12 protein-coding genes and 1 tRNA gene are annotated in these 16987 nt (G+C 41.8%); 12 read left to right on the forward strand and 1 reads right to left on the reverse strand.

The genetic code is table 11. The features are described from left to right. The first annotated feature begins 44 nt into the window (after positions 1-44). The 11 genes from tuf to PBT90_RS01435 all read left to right on the forward strand — a co-directional run bounded on the left by tuf (position 45) and on the right by PBT90_RS01435 (position 13399). On the forward strand, positions 45-1232 hold the full coding sequence (gene tuf / locus PBT90_RS01385; RefSeq protein WP_264808571.1) for an elongation factor Tu: 1188 nt from the start codon (positions 45-47) through the stop codon (positions 1230-1232). 117 nt (positions 1233-1349) lie between these two features. Continuing rightward, positions 1350-1423 (forward strand) — tRNA-Trp (locus PBT90_RS01390). Between the two features lie 16 nt (positions 1424-1439). After that, positions 1440-1628, forward strand: coding sequence for a preprotein translocase subunit SecE (secE, locus tag PBT90_RS01395; RefSeq protein ID WP_206584553.1), 189 nt, complete (start codon positions 1440-1442; stop codon positions 1626-1628). A gap of 19 nt (positions 1629-1647) precedes the next feature. Further along, a complete protein-coding gene (gene nusG / locus PBT90_RS01400; protein ID WP_264808572.1) occupies positions 1648-2205 on the forward strand; it encodes a transcription termination/antitermination protein NusG in 558 nt (185 codons plus the stop codon). Positions 2206-2208: 3 nt separating this feature from the next. Then, positions 2209-2652, forward strand: coding sequence for a 50S ribosomal protein L11 (gene rplK, locus PBT90_RS01405; protein ID WP_264808573.1), 444 nt, complete (start codon positions 2209-2211; stop codon positions 2650-2652). A 10-nt stretch (positions 2653-2662) separates the two neighbouring features. After that, positions 2663-3361, forward strand: coding sequence for a 50S ribosomal protein L1 (rplA, locus tag PBT90_RS01410; RefSeq protein WP_264808574.1), 699 nt, complete (start codon positions 2663-2665; stop codon positions 3359-3361). A 2-nt stretch (positions 3362-3363) separates the two neighbouring features. Then, on the forward strand, positions 3364-3906 hold the full coding sequence (gene rplJ / locus PBT90_RS01415) for a 50S ribosomal protein L10 (RefSeq protein WP_264808575.1): 543 nt from the start codon (positions 3364-3366) through the stop codon (positions 3904-3906). Positions 3907-3945: 39 nt separating this feature from the next. Then, complete coding sequence (rplL, locus tag PBT90_RS01420; RefSeq protein WP_264808576.1) at positions 3946-4326, forward strand: 50S ribosomal protein L7/L12; 381 nt, start codon at positions 3946-3948, stop codon at positions 4324-4326. 155 nt (positions 4327-4481) lie between these two features. Further along, positions 4482-8357 (forward strand): DNA-directed RNA polymerase subunit beta, encoded by a 3876-nt coding sequence (gene rpoB / locus PBT90_RS01425; RefSeq protein ID WP_264808577.1) that lies wholly within the window; start codon positions 4482-4484, stop codon positions 8355-8357. A 48-nt stretch (positions 8358-8405) separates the two neighbouring features. Then, positions 8406-12716, forward strand: a complete 4311-nt coding sequence (rpoC, locus tag PBT90_RS01430; protein WP_264808578.1) for a DNA-directed RNA polymerase subunit beta' — start codon at positions 8406-8408, stop codon at positions 12714-12716. 359 nt (positions 12717-13075) lie between these two features. Further along, positions 13076-13399 carry a DUF3467 domain-containing protein gene (locus PBT90_RS01435; RefSeq protein WP_264808579.1) on the forward strand — a complete coding sequence of 108 codons (324 nt, stop codon included), beginning with the start codon at positions 13076-13078 and terminating at the stop codon, positions 13397-13399. A 506-nt stretch (positions 13400-13905) separates the two neighbouring features. Here PBT90_RS01435 and PBT90_RS01440 read toward each other — a convergent pair. Continuing rightward, the gene (locus tag PBT90_RS01440) at positions 13906-14685 is read right to left on the reverse strand and encodes a hypothetical protein (RefSeq protein ID WP_264808580.1); all 780 of its coding nucleotides are present in this window, start codon (positions 14683-14685) and stop codon (positions 13906-13908) included. A gap of 54 nt (positions 14686-14739) precedes the next feature. Here PBT90_RS01440 and PBT90_RS01445 point away from each other — a divergent pair, with 54 nt between their 5' ends. After that, entirely contained in the window at positions 14740-16968 is a 2229-nt protein-coding gene (locus PBT90_RS01445) for a T9SS type A sorting domain-containing protein (RefSeq protein ID WP_264808581.1), read from the forward strand. Positions 16969-16987: the final 19 nt, after the last annotated feature.

The raw sequence follows: 16987 nt of genomic DNA on the forward strand, positions 1-16987 counted from the left end.
AAAACTTAAATATATCTTTAAACTTAAACTGAGGATTTTCACGCATGGCAAAAGCACAATTCGACCGTTCCAAGCCGCACGTTAATATCGGTACGATTGGACACGTAGACCATGGAAAGACTACTTTGACAGCAGCTATTACTACTGTATTGGCATCAAAGGGTCTATCTGAATTAAGAGATTTCTCTTCTATCGACAACGCTCCGGAAGAAAAAGAAAGAGGTATCACTATCAATACCTCTCACGTAGAATATCAAACTGAAAAGAGACACTACGCTCACGTAGACTGTCCAGGTCACGCCGATTACGTTAAAAACATGGTAACAGGTGCTGCCCAGATGGACGGTGCTATCCTAGTGGTAGCAGCTACTGACGGACCAATGCCTCAAACTAGAGAGCACCTTCTTTTGGCTCGCCAGGTAGGGGTGCCTGCTCTAGTAGTATTCATGAACAAAGTAGACATGGTGGACGATCCAGAGCTTCTTGAGCTTGTGGAGATGGAAGTTAGAGAGCTACTTTCTTTCTATGAATTCGACGGTGACAATATCCCAGTTATCGCTGGTTCTGCACTTGGTGCATTGAACGGTGAAGAGAAGTGGGTAGAGACTGTTATGGAATTGATGAATGCTGTAGATGAGCACATCCCACTTCCAGAAAGAGCTGTTGACAAAGACTTCTTGATGCCTGTAGAGGACGTATTCTCGATCACTGGTCGTGGTACTGTTGCTACTGGTAGAATCGAAAGAGGTGTTGTAAACTCTGGTGAAGCAGTGGATATCATCGGTATGGGTGCTGAAGGACTTAAGTCTACAGTTACTGGTGTTGAGATGTTCCGTAAGATCCTAGACAGAGGTGAAGCTGGTGATAACGTAGGTTTATTGCTAAGAGGTATTGAAAAAGCTCAGATCAAGAGAGGTATGATTATCTGTAAGCCTGGATCTGTGACTCCTCACGCTCATTTCAAAGCAGAAGTTTACGTTCTTTCTAAAGAAGAAGGTGGACGTCACACTCCATTCTTCAACAAGTACCGTCCACAATTCTACTTGAGAACTACAGACGTTACCGGAGAGATCAAGCTTCCTGAATCTGTAGAAATGGTAATGCCAGGTGATAACGTGACTATCGAAGTTAACTTGCTAAACGCAGTTGCTCTTGAGAAAGGTCTTCGTTTTGCGATCCGTGAGGGTGGTAGAACTGTAGGAGCTGGTCAGGTTACTGAAATCCTTGACTAATCATATCAATTGATTGAATTATAAAAACAATGCGATCTCAAATATTTTGGGATCGCATTTGTTTCTTTAAGAATCAATCCCTAATTTTGCGTTCCCATATTCGGGACGATCATTCACACGGGCATAGTTCAACGGCAGAATAGCGGTCTCCAAAACCGTTGATGGGAGTTCGAATCTCTCTGCCCGTGCCAGTAAGTTAAGTACACTATGAATCTAAAAAACTTTGTCCTTGAGTCTTATGACGAAATGAAAAACAAGGTCACTTGGCCCAAGTATTCATTTCTTCAAAATAGTGCCGTATTGGTGTTAGTGGCCTCATTGATTTTTGCGCTTTTTATTGGCGTGATTGATCTTGGCTTTGAGAACATCATGACATGGTTTTACGATTTATTCTAAATTGAATTGACATTACAGAATGGCTGAACATAAGTGGTACGTACTCAGAGTAGTAGCGGGACAAGAGAAAAAAACTAAAACCTATCTGGACAATGAAATTTCCAGACAGGATATCGGGGCATTTATACCCGAGGTCTTGATACCCTCTGAGAAAGTATACGAGATGCGAAACGGCAAAAAGCGTGTGCGAGAAAGAAACTTCTTTCCCGGGTACGTTCTAGTCAATGCAGATCTATCCAATGGTGAGGCCAATCACGTAATTACAAGTATTCCGGGAGTAATCGGTTTCTTAGGATCAAACTCAGGTGGGGCTTCCAAAACCCCTGAGCCGCTTCGTCAGTCTGAAATCAACCGTATTTTAGGTAAGGTAGAGGAAATAGACGAATTCGCAGAGAAGCTGGATACACCATTTATAGTCGGAGAGACTGTCAAAGTTATGGACGGTCCCTTTAGTGGATTTACCGGGACTATTGAGGAGATATTTGAAGACAAGAAGAAACTTAATGTTATGGTTAAGATCTTCGGTCGAAATACTCCTGTTGAATTAAACTTTATACAAGTAGAAAAACAAGACTAAGCAATGGCTAAGGAAATCACTGGTTATTTAAAACTACAGGTGAAAGGTGGCCAGGCAAACCCGTCGCCTCCAGTAGGTCCGGCTCTTGGTTCCAAGGGTCTGAACATCATGGAGTTTTGTAAGCAGTACAATGCACGTACCCAAGATAAAATGGGTCAGGTGCTACCTGTATTGGTTACAATCTATTCGGACAAGTCTTTTGACTTCGTAGTAAAAACACCTCCGGCAGCAAATATGCTACTAGAGGCAGCGAAGCTTAAGAGCGGATCCGCTGAGCCAAACCGTAAGAAGGTAGGGTCAGTAACCTGGGATCAGGTTAAAGAGATAGCAGAGGTTAAAATGCCTGACCTTAATGCTTTCAAAGTCGAGTCTGCTATGAAAATGGTAGCTGGGACAGCACGAAGCATGGGAATCACAGTATCTGGTAAAGCCCCTTGGGAAGTATAAATAAAATATAATGGCTAAGTTAACAAAAAAGCAAAAAGAAGCTCTTTCTAAGTACGACCCAAGCCAAGAGTACTCCCTGGAGGCAGCTTCTACTATCGTTAAGGACATTACCACTACCAAGTTTGATGCTTCCGTAGATCTAGACATCCGTTTGGGTGTGGATCCCCGTAAAGCAGATCAAATGGTGAGAGGAGTAGTAGCTCTTCCACATGGTACCGGTAAAGATATCAAAGTACTAGTACTTTGTACTCCTGACAAAGTAGCAGAAGCGACCGAAGCAGGTGCAGATTACGCGGGCTTGGACGACTACATTGCCAAAATCGAAGGCGGATGGACTGACATTGATGTCATCATCACTATGCCAAACGTAATGGCTAAAGTAGGTAGATTAGGTAGAGTATTAGGTCCTAGAGGCTTGATGCCAAATCCTAAATCAGGAACTGTTACTCTAGATGTGGCAAAAGCTGTAAAAGAAGTAAAAGCTGGTAAGATCGATTTCAAAGTTGATAAATTCGGAATCATCCATGCCGGTATAGGAAAAGTATCTTTCACTGCTCAGCAAATTGAGGAAAATGTGAATGAACTGATCCAGACTATCTCTAAGCTGAAGCCATCTTCATCTAAAGGAACGTATTTCAAGAGTATTCATTTATCCAGTACAATGTCTCCTGGGATTGCAGTAGACAAGGGTAGCATTCAAGGAATTTAATCATGACTAGAGACGAAAAGAAAGTAATAATCGACGGTCTTACTGAGAAATTTAAAGAAAACCCTTTCTTCTACATTACTGATGCTTCAGGTTTTACTGTAGCGCAGGTAAACAATTTCAGAAGAGCATGCTTTGAAAAGGGAGTGGAGTACCGAGTGTACAAAAACACCTTGATTAATAAAGCGTTGGAAAATCTTGATGTCGATTACGCTGAGTTATCAGAAAAGACATTGAAAGGGTTCTCGGGAATAATTTTCGCAAAAGAGACAGGAAATGTTCCAGCAAATGTATTGTTGGACTTTAGAAAAAAAATAGGTAAAAAAGCAACGAAGCCAGCTTTCAAAGGTGCTTCTATCGATTCAGATATCTTTATCGGAGAAGAAAACCTGGAAATGTTGTCCAAGTTGAAGTCAAAGCAGGAATTGATCGGCGACCTAGTAGGATTGCTACAATCTCCAGCAATGAACCTTCTTGCAGCATTGCAAAGTGGCCAGAACAATATCTCTGGTGTGCTTAGTACGCTTGCTGACCGAGAAGAAAAATAATTAAATAAAAAATCACACAAATATTAAATTTCAAATACAATGGCAGATCTTACGCAACTTGCAGATCAGTTGGTAAACTTGACTGTAAAAGAGGTTAAAGAATTGACAGATATCCTTAAGGATCAGTATGGCATCGAGCCAGCTTCTGCAGGTGCAGTAGTTGTAGCAGGTGGTGCTGGAGCAGGAGAAGCTGCAGCTGAAGAAGAGAAGTCTACTTTTGACGTTATCTTGAAGGCAGCTGGTGGATCTAAACTGGCAGTAGTTAAACTTGTAAAAGAATTGACTGGTCTTGGTCTTAAGGACGCAAAAGAACTAGTTGATAGCGCTCCTAAAGCCTTGAAAGAAGGCGTTGCTAAGGACGAAGCTGAAGGCTTGAAGAAGTCTTTGGAAGAAGCTGGTGCTGAAGTAGAGATCAAATAATTTGCTTAGCCGCAACTTCGGTTGAGGTTTTGCACCGAAGACCTGACTATTTTAGTCAGGTCTTTTCCTGTTTATGCACAGGTTTAAAATTGCATTATTCCTAGCAGAAATTGTCATATTTCGTTATTTACATTTCACCATAAACATACACTACCTTGGCTATCAAGAATCAAACCGAAAGGAAAAGTTTCTCCTCCATTAAGGTGGTCAAAGACTATCCGGATTTTCTCGATATTCAACTGCAGTCCTTCAAAGACTTTTTCCAGTTGGATACCCCCGCAGAAAAGCGCCGGGCAGACGGGTTATTTAAAGTATTCGCAGAAAACTTCCCAATCAGTGATTCCAGAGAGAATTTCACTCTTGAATTTATTGATTATGCAGTAGATCCACCTAAATACTCGGTGGGCGAATGTATTGACCGCGGCTTGACCTACTCTGTCCCTTTGAAAGCAAAGCTGAGATTACTTTGCCATGACGAGGATAATGAAGACTTTGAAACGATTGAGCAAGAAGTATTCTTAGGTAATCTTCCGTATATGACCGAAAAAGGGTCATTTGTGATTAATGGTGCAGAAAGAGTTATAGTTTCCCAACTACACCGTTCTCCTGGAGTGTTCTTTGCACAAAGTAAGCACACCAACGGTACCAAACTTTACTCTGCCAGAATTATCCCTTTCAAAGGATCTTGGATTGAATTTGCGACTGACATCAATAATGTCATGTACGCATACATCGATCGTAAAAAGAAATTCCCTGTTACCACCTTGCTAAGATCTATTGGTTATGGCTCTGATAAGGATATCCTGGATCTGTTCGGGCTATCTGAAGAAGTCAATGCCAATAAGACTGCAATGAAAAAGGTAGCTGGACGTAAACTGGCTGCAAGGGTTCTAAGAACTTGGGTAGAAGATTTCGTAGATGAAGATACTGGTGAGGTAGTTTCCATCGATAGAAATGAAGTATTGCTTGAACGCGATACTGTACTTACAGATGAGGATATTGAAATGATCCTGGATTCTGGCTCGAAGAGCATCATTCTCCATAGAGAAGATGTAAACGTGGCAGATTACTCGATCATCTATAATACATTACAAAAGGATAACTCCAACTCTGAAAAAGAGGCCGTGGAAGTTATCTACCGTCAGTTGAGAAATACTGAGGCACCTGATGAGTCTACAGCCCGTGAGGTGATCCATAGTTTATTCTTCTCTGACAAACGCTATGACTTAGGGGAAGTTGGTCGATATAGAATCAACAAAAAGCTAGGTCTAGATATAGATTCTGATAAAATCGTTCTTACCAAAGAAGATATTATCAACATCGTCAAGTACCTGATCGGACTGATCAACTCAAAAGCTGTAGTCGATGATATTGATCACTTGAGCAATAGACGAGTAAGAACTGTAGGTGAGCAGCTCTACAGCCAGTTCGGTGTTGGTTTGGCCAGAATGGCCAGAACGATCCGTGAAAGAATGAACGTTCGTGACAATGAAGACTTTAAACCAGTCGATTTGATCAATGCACGTACACTTTCTTCTGTGATCAACTCTTTCTTTGGTACCAACCAGCTCTCTCAGTTTATGGATCAGACTAACCCTCTGGCTGAGCTGACTCACAAGAGAAGACTTTCAGCCTTGGGGCCAGGAGGTCTATCCAGAGAACGAGCAGGTTTCGAAGTACGAGATGTGCACTATACACACTATGGCCGTCTTTGTACCATCGAGACTCCAGAAGGACCAAACATTGGTTTGATCTCCTCTCTGTGTGTTCATGCCAAAGTGAACTCTATGGGCTTCCTAGAGACTCCTTACCGTAAGGTGAAAGAAGGTAAAGTGAGTATGAAGGCTGATGATATCCTGTTCCTTACTGCAGAGGAAGAAGATAATCATAACATCGCCCAGGCAAATGCACCGCTTGATGAAAATGGGCACTTTGTCAATGAAAAAGTAAAAGCAAGATTCGAAGGTGACTTCCCAGTGTTGGAGCCTACCGAAATCAGCTATATGGACGTAGCTCCAAATCAGATTGTATCTGTGGCGGCATCCTTGATTCCTTTCTTGGAGCATGATGATGCTAACCGTGCATTGATGGGATCTAACATGCAACGTCAGGCAGTACCGCTACTGAAAGCCGAATCACCTATCGTAGGTACTGGCCTGGAAGCTAAAGCTGCTGTTGACTCTAGATCCCTAATCATAGCAGAGGCAAACGGTGTAGTGGATTATGTGGATGCTAAGAAAATCACCATTAAGTACGACCTGTCTGATGATGAGCTTTTGGTTAACTTCACGGATGAGTACAAGTCTTATGATTTGATCAAATTCAGAAGAACCAACCAGGATACCACTATCAATTTGACTCCTTTGGTGCTGAAAGGCCAAAAGGTTAAAAAAGGTCAGGTTCTAGTTGAGGGATACTCTACTAACCAAGGTGAACTTGCGCTAGGAAAAAACCTGAAAGTGGCATACATGCCGTGGCAAGGATACAACTTTGAGGATGCAATCGTAATCTCTGAGCGTGTGGTAAGAGAGGATATCTTTACTTCCGTACACGTAGAAGAATTCCAGCTCGAAGTTCGTGATACCAAAAGAGGTGAAGAAGAGCTGACTTCTGAAATCCCTAACGTATCTGAAGATGCAGTGAAAAACCTCGATGAGCATGGTATCATTGCCATTGGTTCTGAGGTGAAAGAAGGGGATATCATTATCGGTAAAATCACTCCAAAAGGTGAAACTGACCCGACGCCGGAAGAGAAATTGCTAAGAGCGATCTTTGGTGATAAAGCCGGTGACGTGAAAGATGCTTCCTTGAAAGCTTCGCCTTCCTTGAACGGCGTAGTGATCGAAACCAAGCTTTTCGCAAGACCTAAGAAAGACAAAGACGTAAGAGCCAAGTCTAAAGCTGAGGTTGAGAAGTTAAAAGGCAAATACTCGAAGGATCTATTGGGAATCAGAGCCCGAATGATCAACAAGCTAGTAACTATCCTGGACGGTAAAACCTCTCAGGGAGTGAAGCATAAATTTGGTGACGAAATCATCACTAAAGGTCAAAAGTTCAACGCCAAGAACATTGAGAATAACCTTTTCCCTGCTAAGAACCCTTACAGAGATGAGTCTAATTACAATGTTCCTGAGGAGGCAAACTTGATCTCTGACATCATTCTGGATGACTGGACAAACGACGCACATACCAATGATCTCATCGTGCAGTTGGTGAAAAACTATACCAATGCTAGAAATGAAATCAGCGGTAAGTTCAAGCGTGAGAGGTTTACTCTAGAAGTAGGTGATGAACTTCCTGCAGGCATCGTACAGCTGGCCAAAGTTTACATCGCTAAGAAGCGTAAACTGAAGGTAGGAGATAAGATGGCCGGTCGTCACGGTAACAAAGGTATTGTGGCCAGAATCGTTCGAGACGAGGATATGCCATTCCTTGAGGATGGAACCCCTATGGATATCGTATTGAATCCTCTAGGTGTACCTTCTCGAATGAACATCGGGCAGATCTTTGAAACTGTATTGGCATGGGCAGGACAGAAACTGAATAAAAAGTATGCAACTCCAATCTTCGATGGTGCTACCATGGAGGAAGTGTCCCATGAGTTGGAATTGGCAGGCCTTCCGGCATACGGACGTACTTATCTTTATGATGGTCTATCAGGTGTTAAGTTTGATCAGCCTATTACGGTAGGTGTAGCTTACATGCTGAAGCTGGGCCACTTGGTAGATGATAAGATGCACGCTCGTTCCATCGGACCATACTCTTTGATTACGCAGCAGCCATTGGGTGGTAAAGCCCAGTTTGGTGGTCAGCGTTTTGGAGAGATGGAAGTATGGGCACTGGAAGCATTCGGTGCATCCCATGTACTGCAGGAAATCCTGACAGTGAAGTCTGATGACGTAATCGGTAGAGCAAAAGCTTATGAAGCGATTGTGAAGGGTGAAAACCTTCCTAAACCAAACATACCTGAATCATTCAATGTATTGGTTCACGAGTTGAGAGGTTTGGCTCTAGAAATTACCTTAGATTAATTAAGCGAATGGGCTCGCGAGAGCCCTTTACATATCTTTCAAAAAACTATGGCGTTCAGAAAAAATAAAAAACTTAACAATGATTTTTCCAGAGTTACCGTCAGCCTGGCTTCCCCAGAATCTATTCTGGATAGCTCTAATGGCGAGGTAACCCAGCCAGAGACCATCAATTACAGAACCTACAAACCGGAAATGGGTGGATTGTTTTGTGAGCGAATCTTTGGTCCTGTCAAAGACTGGGAGTGTCATTGTGGCAAGTACAAGCGCATCAGGTATAAAGGTATTATCTGTGACCGCTGCGGTGTAGAGGTTACAGAAAAGAAAGTAAGAAGAGAACGAATGGGGCACATCGAGCTGGTAGTTCCCGTTGCGCACATTTGGTATTTCAAATCTCTTCCCAATAAAATCGGTTACCTTCTAGGTTTACCTACCAAGAAGCTCGACCAGATCGTGTACTACGAGCGATATGCGGTAGTGCAGGCTGGTATCAAGGCAGAAGACGGGGTTCAGTACCTTGACTTCCTGACTGAAGACGAGTACTTGGATATTATGGATAAGCTTCCAAAGGAAAACCATATGCTTGATGATGACGATCCCAATAAATTTATCGCCAAAATGGGCGCTGAAGCATTGGAGATGCTATTGTCAAGATTGGATCTGGATGACCTTTCTTATTCACTTCGTCACCAGGCTGCTACTGACACTTCTCAGCAGAGAAAAGCAGAAGCCCTGAAAAGACTGAAAGTAGTAGAAGCATTCCGTGATGCTAGAACCAGAATAGAAAACCGTCCTGAGTGGATGGTGGTGCGTATGGTTCCAGTGATTCCGCCGGAATTGCGTCCTTTGGTTCCTTTGGATGGTGGTCGTTTTGCGACCTCCGATTTGAATGACCTGTATAGAAGAGTGATCATCAGGAATAACCGTCTGAAGCGTTTGATCGATATCAAAGCTCCAGAGGTGATTTTGAGAAACGAAAAAAGAATGCTTCAGGAAGCTGTAGATTCTCTATTCGATAACTCTAGAAAAGTAAATGCGGTAAGATCTGACGGAAACCGTGCTTTGAAATCCCTTTCCGACATGCTGAAAGGTAAGCAAGGTCGATTCCGTCAAAACTTGCTCGGTAAGCGTGTGGATTACTCCGGTCGTTCTGTGATCGTGGTAGGTCCTGAACTGAAGCTTCACGAGTGTGGTCTTCCTAAAAATATGGCAGCGGAACTTTTCAAGCCTTTCATCATCAGAAAACTGATCGAAAGAGGTATTGTAAAGACCGTAAAATCTGCTAAGAAAATTGTGGATCGTAAAGATCCAGTGGTTTGGGATATTTTGGAAAATGTACTAAAAGGACACCCGGTGCTCCTTAACCGTGCTCCTACGCTTCACAGACTAGGTATCCAGGCATTCCAGCCAAAATTGATCGAAGGAAAAGCAATCCAGCTTCACCCATTGGTATGTACTGCATTCAACGCCGATTTTGACGGTGACCAGATGGCCGTTCACGTACCACTAGGACATGAGGCTATTTTGGAAGCTTCTACTTTGATGCTTTCTGCACATAACATCCTTAACCCTGCCAATGGTGCTCCTATTACGGTACCATCTCAGGATATGGTTTTGGGGCTTTACTATGTGACCAAAGGCAAAAAATCCACTCCTGAGGAGCCAGTTCCGGGTGAAGGTATGACTTTCTACAGCACTGAGGAAGTGATTATCGCATTGAACGAAGGACAAATCTCCAAGCATGCGAATATCAAGTGTAAAGTTCAGGTGCGTACTGAAGATGGTGGATACAAGGATGAAATCATCGAGACTGTAGCCGGTCGATTGATCTTCAACCAGTTTGTGCCAGATGAAGTAGGGTATGTGAATGAGCTTTTGACCAAAAAGAAACTTCAGCAGATTATTGCTAAAGTGGTCAAAGTATGTGGTATGGCACGTACCGCCAAATTCTTGGATGATATCAAGCACCTGGGTTTCCAGATGGCATACAAAGGTGGGCTTTCAATGGGCTTAAATGATGTAATCATCCCTGAAGAAAAAGAACCGATGATTGCCAAGGCACAGGAGGAAGTGGACCAAGTATGGAACAACTACCTAATGGGTCTGATCACAGACAACGAAAGATACAATCAGGTAATTGATATCTGGACCCGTACCAATTCCCATTTGACTAACAATCTGATGAAGCAGATGGAGGAGGATAAGCAAGGATTCAATGCTATCTACATGATGATGCACTCAGGAGCCCGTGGTTCCAGAGAGCAGATCCGTCAGCTGGGTGGTATGAGAGGTTTGATGGCTAAGCCGCAGAAAAACCTTCAAGGTTCTGTGGGTGAGATCATCGAAAACCCTATTCTTTCCAACTTTAAGGAAGGTCTGGATGTTTTGGAATACTTTATCTCCACACACGGTGCACGTAAAGGTCTTGCTGATACAGCATTGAAAACAGCCGATGCGGGTTACTTGACTAGACGTCTGGTAGACGTAGCTCAGGATATGATTGTCACAGAGGAAGACTGCGGAACCTTGCGAGGATTGGTAGTTCAGCCGCTGAGAGACAATGACGATATCGTGGAGCCGCTATCTGAGCGAGTAGTGGGTAGAGTATCTGTTCATGATGTTTATCATCCTGTGACTGATGAATTGATCGTAGAAGGAGGAGAGGAGATCAGTGATGAGATCGCTAAGGTGATTGACGAGTCAGGCATTGACGAAGTAGAAATCAGATCAGTATTGACCTGTGAAACCCGTAGAGGGGTGTGTGGCAAATGCTACGGAAGAAACCTTTCTACCGGACACAAAGTCCAAGCTGGTGAATCTGTAGGTGTAATTGCTGCCCAATCAATCGGTGAGCCAGGTACGCAGCTTACCTTGAGAACCTTCCACGTAGGTGGTACTGCATCAAACATGGCCGTTGAGGCGAGTGTGATTGCGAAGTTTGACGGGGTAGTTGAATTTGATGAGGAATTGAGACTGATCGAAACATCTGACAAGGATGGTGAGCCAGTAACTGTAGTGATGGGAAGATCAGGCGAAATCAAGATCAACGATCCGAAATCAGGGAAGACTTTGATGTCCAATCATGCTCCTTATGGTGCGATTTTGAACGTGAAAGAGGGACAAAAAATCTCCAAGGGAGACACACTTTGTAAGTGGGATCCATATAATGCGGTGATCTTGTCAGAATTTGACGGTAAAATAGACTTTGAATCCATCGTAGAAGGGGTTACTTTCAAGGAAGTTTCTGATGATCAGACTGGTTTCCGTGAAAAGGTTATTATCGATACTAAAGATAGAACTAAGAACCCTGCCATTATCGTAGATTATGGTGAGGATTCAAAAGGATACAATATTCCGGTTGGAGCTCACTTGGCTGTGGAAGCAGGAGAAAAAGTGAAAGCGGGTCAGATCTTGGTTAAGATCCCTAGATCTGTAGGTAAGACACGTGATATTACCGGTGGTCTTCCGCGGGTTACTGAATTGTTCGAGGCAAGAAACCCTTCTAATCCAGCTGTGGTTTCTGAAATCGACGGTGTGGTTTCTTATGGAGGTATCAAGCGTGGTAACAGAGAGATTATCATCGAATCTAAAGATGGAGTGATCAAGAAGTATATGGTTTCTCTATCTAAGCATATCCTGGTGCAGGAGAATGACTTCATCCGTGCGGGTGAGCCATTGTCTGATGGAGCAATCACTCCAAATGACATCCTTGCAATCAAAGGGCCTACTGCTGTACAGGAATATTTGGTCAATGAAATCCAGGAAGTTTACCGACTTCAAGGTGTGAAAATCAACGATAAGCATATCGAGGTGATCGTATCTCAGATGATGCAGAAAGTTGAGATCCTAGATGCAGGTGATACTGGATTCCTACAAAACCAAGTAGTAGATAAGTGGGCATTTAGAGAGGAGAATGATAATATCCTGGACAAAAAAGTCGTGATGGATGCTGGTGATTCCTCTACCTTGAAGCCGGGAATGATAATTTCGGCGAGAAGACTTAGGGATGAGAATTCCAGTCTGAAGCGAAAAGATCTAAAACTGGTACAAGTTAGGGATGCGGAGACTGCGGTTTCCAGACCTACTCTCCAGGGTATCACAGCAGCTTCACTAGGTACAGAGTCCTTTATCTCGGCGGCATCCTTCCAGGAAACTACCAAGGTGCTTTCCGAGGCATCGATCAGAGGTAAGCGCGATGAGCTATTGGGACTAAAGGAAAACGTGATCGTAGGTCACCTCATTCCTGCCGGTACTGGTCAGCGTGTATTGCAGCCGATTATCGTAGGATCTCAGGATGAATATGATAAACTATCAGAAAACATGGAGCGTAACGCTAAAAAGTCAAGCGAAGCAATCCTGTAATCAGCATGATTTAATAAATTTAAAAGGCCTGTTTCGCGACAGGCCTTTTTTATGAATATCTAGGATAGGATAACCACAGTGGGCACAGAGGTTTACGCAGAGAACGCAATCGATGTGTCTTTGTAGAAACTAGATTTGATAAGCCGAAAAATAAGGGAAATAGGACTACTGAAGCCCGTATATAAATGTAACCTTAATTAGAAGTAAAAAGACAAAAGCATTATAGGATTAGATCAACAATAGAATTGAGGCCACTTCGGTCATCTGTACTAAGCGTAATCGAGGTTTCGGTCATCTGACACAGTGAGGAAAGGCGTTTTTTCTCAATGGCTTCAATGAAAATAAAAACAATACAAACCATGCAAGACGACAATCAAAATAAAAAAGCAGACCAGCAGATCAATGTAGAGCTTTCTGAAGAAGTAGCTGAGGGGGTTTATTCCAATTTAGCGATGATCGCACATTCCAATTCTGAATTTGTGATTGACTTCATTCGCTTGATGCCTGGCGTGCCCAAAGCTAAAGTAAAGTCTAGGATTATTGTAACCCCAGACCATGCCAAGCGGCTGCTTTCAGCATTGAAAGACAATATCGAGAAATACGAGGCTGCATTCGGTAAGATCAATCAGTCAGGAGGAGCGCCACAGTTTCCGATTAGTTTCGGTACGCCGGGGGAGGCTTAGAATTGGATTGTTTTCTAACAGATATTTAAAACCTAGGCCAAGCTAAAGGCCTGGGTTTTTTTAATGTCTTTTTTAACCTCTGTGGACGCAGAGTTTTTCACAGAGAGCACAGCCTAAATTCGTTTGTTCTGCTTTTCGTGAAGCTGGAATACGCTATTTATTTTACTTTTATCGCCTCCGTGAGTGTCTCACTCGCGGAAAATCGATAATTTGAATCCGATTGGGGTGAAGCATTATTCCCAGGAAGATATTCTGGAGTGTAAATTTCTCCACCAAGGTTTGTGTCCGCACAGACCTTTATTTTTCTAGCAGTTTTAGGATGTTTTGTATGATTCCTTGTATTTGGATTTCCTTAAATCTCAAAATTACCCTGTAATTGTATCTAATGATCTCTTTTTTATTTTCTGAGGAGACCCTAACTATAATTCAATATTTTACGAAATTCATCTCTAGGGCAACATTCCGGGCTCATTTTTTTTCCATTAAATTCACAGTACAACTATTTTTTAATAGTAGAAATACTCCGTTCGACTTATTTGTTGGAATCCAAAATAAGGATCAAATGCTTTGTTTTCCACAATCCTTCCATTTTCATCATAGAAATATTGAAATGCGTCTTGGCGACTTTCAGAAATTGTTCCTCGAACTCCTGATTCCTTTGCCACAAGAAGGCTATCATGATATCGATATACTAAATAATCTATTTTGAATTCTTCCTGACCCGCGGCAGATTTCCACTCGCGAATAATGTTTCCAAGGGAATCGTATTCATAAATCATCAATTCCACACCGTTTTCAAAAGGATATTCAATTTGGGACAGCAAGTTTTGTGAATTATATCTGTATTGTGCCTGAAGGCTTCTTTCCATATTAATACTTGAATGGAAAATTTTATCAATTCGATTTCCAGAAAGATATTCATATTCTTTGGTAGACTGCCAAATAGGTTTACCATTTTCGTAATTAAAGAAATGAGAAGTTTCCAGATTATCTCCTGAAAAATAGTTAAGTCCTATTCCAACTGTATCCTGATTCTTATCCCTTAAAATTATTAGCGTAATATTGCCAATTTCAGGATATAGCATTTCTCTAGAGATATCAACCTGATCAGAATCCCCTATGTAAACTATTGTTTTATTTAATGTCCCCTTTGGTTGATTCATTGGCATTACTAACACTTGATTAAGTTCCTCTTCTAATGTAATTGGAAGAGAGTTTTCTCTTTCGATGACCTCACAGCCTACAAGGCCAAAGATTGCAAAAAATAAAATTGCTTTAGTTTTCATATTTTCTACAAGTTTTATTCTAAATATAAGAACCAGATTTCAAACACTTAATTTGTGAAAAAGTATTTCATTTTCCTCATTTTTATTTATTTCACTTTTCAGCTAGAGGATGTAACCGGTCAAGCTAAAGTGGAAAAAGTTGATCCTTCCAAAATTCCAGCTAAAATCTCTTCCTTCAAATCCCCTTTCGTTCCTGAATTCCCGGATAAAGATGAATTTCTAACAGAGTTATTTTTGGGTCTTCAAGACCAAAAATCAATTGATGAGCCAATTAATATTGGTAAAAGCTTAGTTTTTAAAAAGGATTTCGAAACTATTCCATTGACAAAACGTGAAGGAAAAATTTTTAGAGAAATAGAGATATCCTCTCCCAACTCAAATACTATGAGTGTAAATTTTAGTCATATAGAACTTTCAAAGAGTGGAGAGCTTTTCATAATTAATGATGAGGAATCCTATATTTTGGGGCCAATAATTTCTGAAGACGTCAATAGAATAAAGAATTTTGATCCAGGATTTATTCCAGGAGACGAGATTAGAATTTTATTGGTTGAGAATGAAAATGAGGGGTCTATTAGCAAAGTTGAAATTTCAAACATCGGTCACATAATTTATGACTTTTTTGGCGTACAAAAATTCGAAACATCAAAAATCGAGGGAACTAATTGTACTGGCTTTGGGTGTTCCGCCTCATGTTTACAGAATATTGCCTGTTTCACCAACATGAATTTAGAATCTAAAGCTGTTGCTCTAATTTCTTACACTGATAACTCTGACCCAAATTTTCCAGGAATGGTAAGCTTAAGAGGTACTGGATATTTGGTCAATAATGGGGCACAAAATAAAAGAGCATTATTTTTGGCAATGATTCATGGAATTGGTGGTTATATGGTTCCAGATTTAAAATTTATTTTTCATTACAAGAGCCCTCAGTGTACTCCTACAACAACTGGATCGCAGATGTATTTTGTGCAAGGTGCTACTCAACTTGGACTTGATGCGTCTAATGATTTAAGGTTTCTAGAATTATCTACTAATCCAGGAACTACCAGCGTTTTTACCAACAATCCCGTGTCTTATTTAGGATGGAGTATAATTAATGAAACAATCCCGACAATTTCCGGGATTCACCATCCCCTAGGCGATGTCCAGAAGTACATGTCAGGTGGCCCGACAACACCTTTCCAGTTAGTTGAGCCAGGTGTCAATTATGGAGTATGGAGGTATAAAGTATCAAATGGATTTCCAGAGACAATTAGCTCAGGGAGCCCTACCTTAAACCAACAAAAAAGAGTAATTGGATCGCTATATGGTGCAGAATCTCCTCTCAATTGTTCAAATTTTACAACTTATAACGTTTATTCTGTCAGACTTAGTAGGTCATGGTCACTTTTGTGTCAGTATTTAGACCCGAATAATGAAGGTATTGTTGCAATTAATACGATAACCAGTACACCCGGAAGTAAAATTTTCCCTTCTGTTAATGGCCCTAATCTGGTTTGTAGCAGTTCAACTTTTACTTTGCAAAATGCACCTATAGATTTGTCAACAAGCTGGTCAATTATTCAGGGGGCTTCACTTTTATCTTCTCCCTCCTCAGGAACTGGCAAAAGCGCATTAGTATCTACTCTTAATTCACTTGTGTCGGGAGAGGTGAAAATTCGATTTTCGATTTCTGGATTGTGTACTAGTAAAACGTATGATAAGGTTTTCTGGGTGGGCAAACCTGCCACCCCGATCATTCATACGCTGGATGTACACATGGATTTTCCACCGAACAGATTTACGATATATATGAACCCCCCCGTTATTCATGGAGTCACCTCCTATAACTGGTATCTGGATGGAGTGATGCAGAGTTCCCACAGTTCATCTGCTACCTTTAACAGAAGAAGTCCCTATTGCGGAAGAACCTATTATGTAGAAGTGGAAGCAATCAATGCTTGTGGTACCTCGGTGAAAGGCTATTATTATGTAAGTGAACCTTCCTGTTTTACAGGGTATAGCCTGAGAATCTCACCGAATCCGGCTACCTCCGAAGTGGAAATCGCCGTGTTGGGAAGTCCAACTGATTACGGGGACAAGGAGTTGGTTCAGCAGAAAGTGATCGTGGAGCAATCAGGTGAGCTTGTAATATATGACCGCCTCGGTAATCAGATGCATTCGCAGCAGATGAAATCGGGAAAGGTCACGATTGATGTCCAGCATCTCAAGCCGGGCACCTATGTGGTGAAGTATTTTTCCAATGAAGGTGCGGTAGAAGGTAAATTGCTTAAGCCTTAATCCATTCCTCTTCTAAAAG

The organism is Algoriphagus sp. TR-M9, assembly GCF_027594545.1.
GTDB lineage: Bacteria > Bacteroidota > Bacteroidia > Cytophagales > Cyclobacteriaceae > Algoriphagus > Algoriphagus halophytocola.

Bases quoted from the DNA above. Each gene is read 5' to 3' on its own strand.
- tuf (WP_264808571.1), top strand. From the start codon at position 45: ATGGCAAAAGCACAATTCGACCGTTCCAAGCCGCACGTTAATATCGGT.
- secE (WP_206584553.1), top strand. From the start codon at position 1,440: ATGAATCTAAAAAACTTTGTCCTTGAGTCTTATGACGAAATGAAAAAC.
- nusG (WP_264808572.1), top strand. From the start codon at position 1,648: ATGGCTGAACATAAGTGGTACGTACTCAGAGTAGTAGCGGGACAAGAG.
- rplK (WP_264808573.1), top strand. From the start codon at position 2,209: ATGGCTAAGGAAATCACTGGTTATTTAAAACTACAGGTGAAAGGTGGC.
- rplA (WP_264808574.1), top strand. From the start codon at position 2,663: ATGGCTAAGTTAACAAAAAAGCAAAAAGAAGCTCTTTCTAAGTACGAC.
- rplJ (WP_264808575.1), top strand. From the start codon at position 3,364: ATGACTAGAGACGAAAAGAAAGTAATAATCGACGGTCTTACTGAGAAA.
- rplL (WP_264808576.1), top strand. From the start codon at position 3,946: ATGGCAGATCTTACGCAACTTGCAGATCAGTTGGTAAACTTGACTGTA.
- rpoC (WP_264808578.1), top strand. From the start codon at position 8,406: ATGGCGTTCAGAAAAAATAAAAAACTTAACAATGATTTTTCCAGAGTT.
- PBT90_RS01435 (WP_264808579.1), top strand. From the start codon at position 13,076: ATGCAAGACGACAATCAAAATAAAAAAGCAGACCAGCAGATCAATGTA.
- PBT90_RS01440 (WP_264808580.1), bottom strand. From the start codon at position 14,685: ATGAAAACTAAAGCAATTTTATTTTTTGCAATCTTTGGCCTTGTAGGC.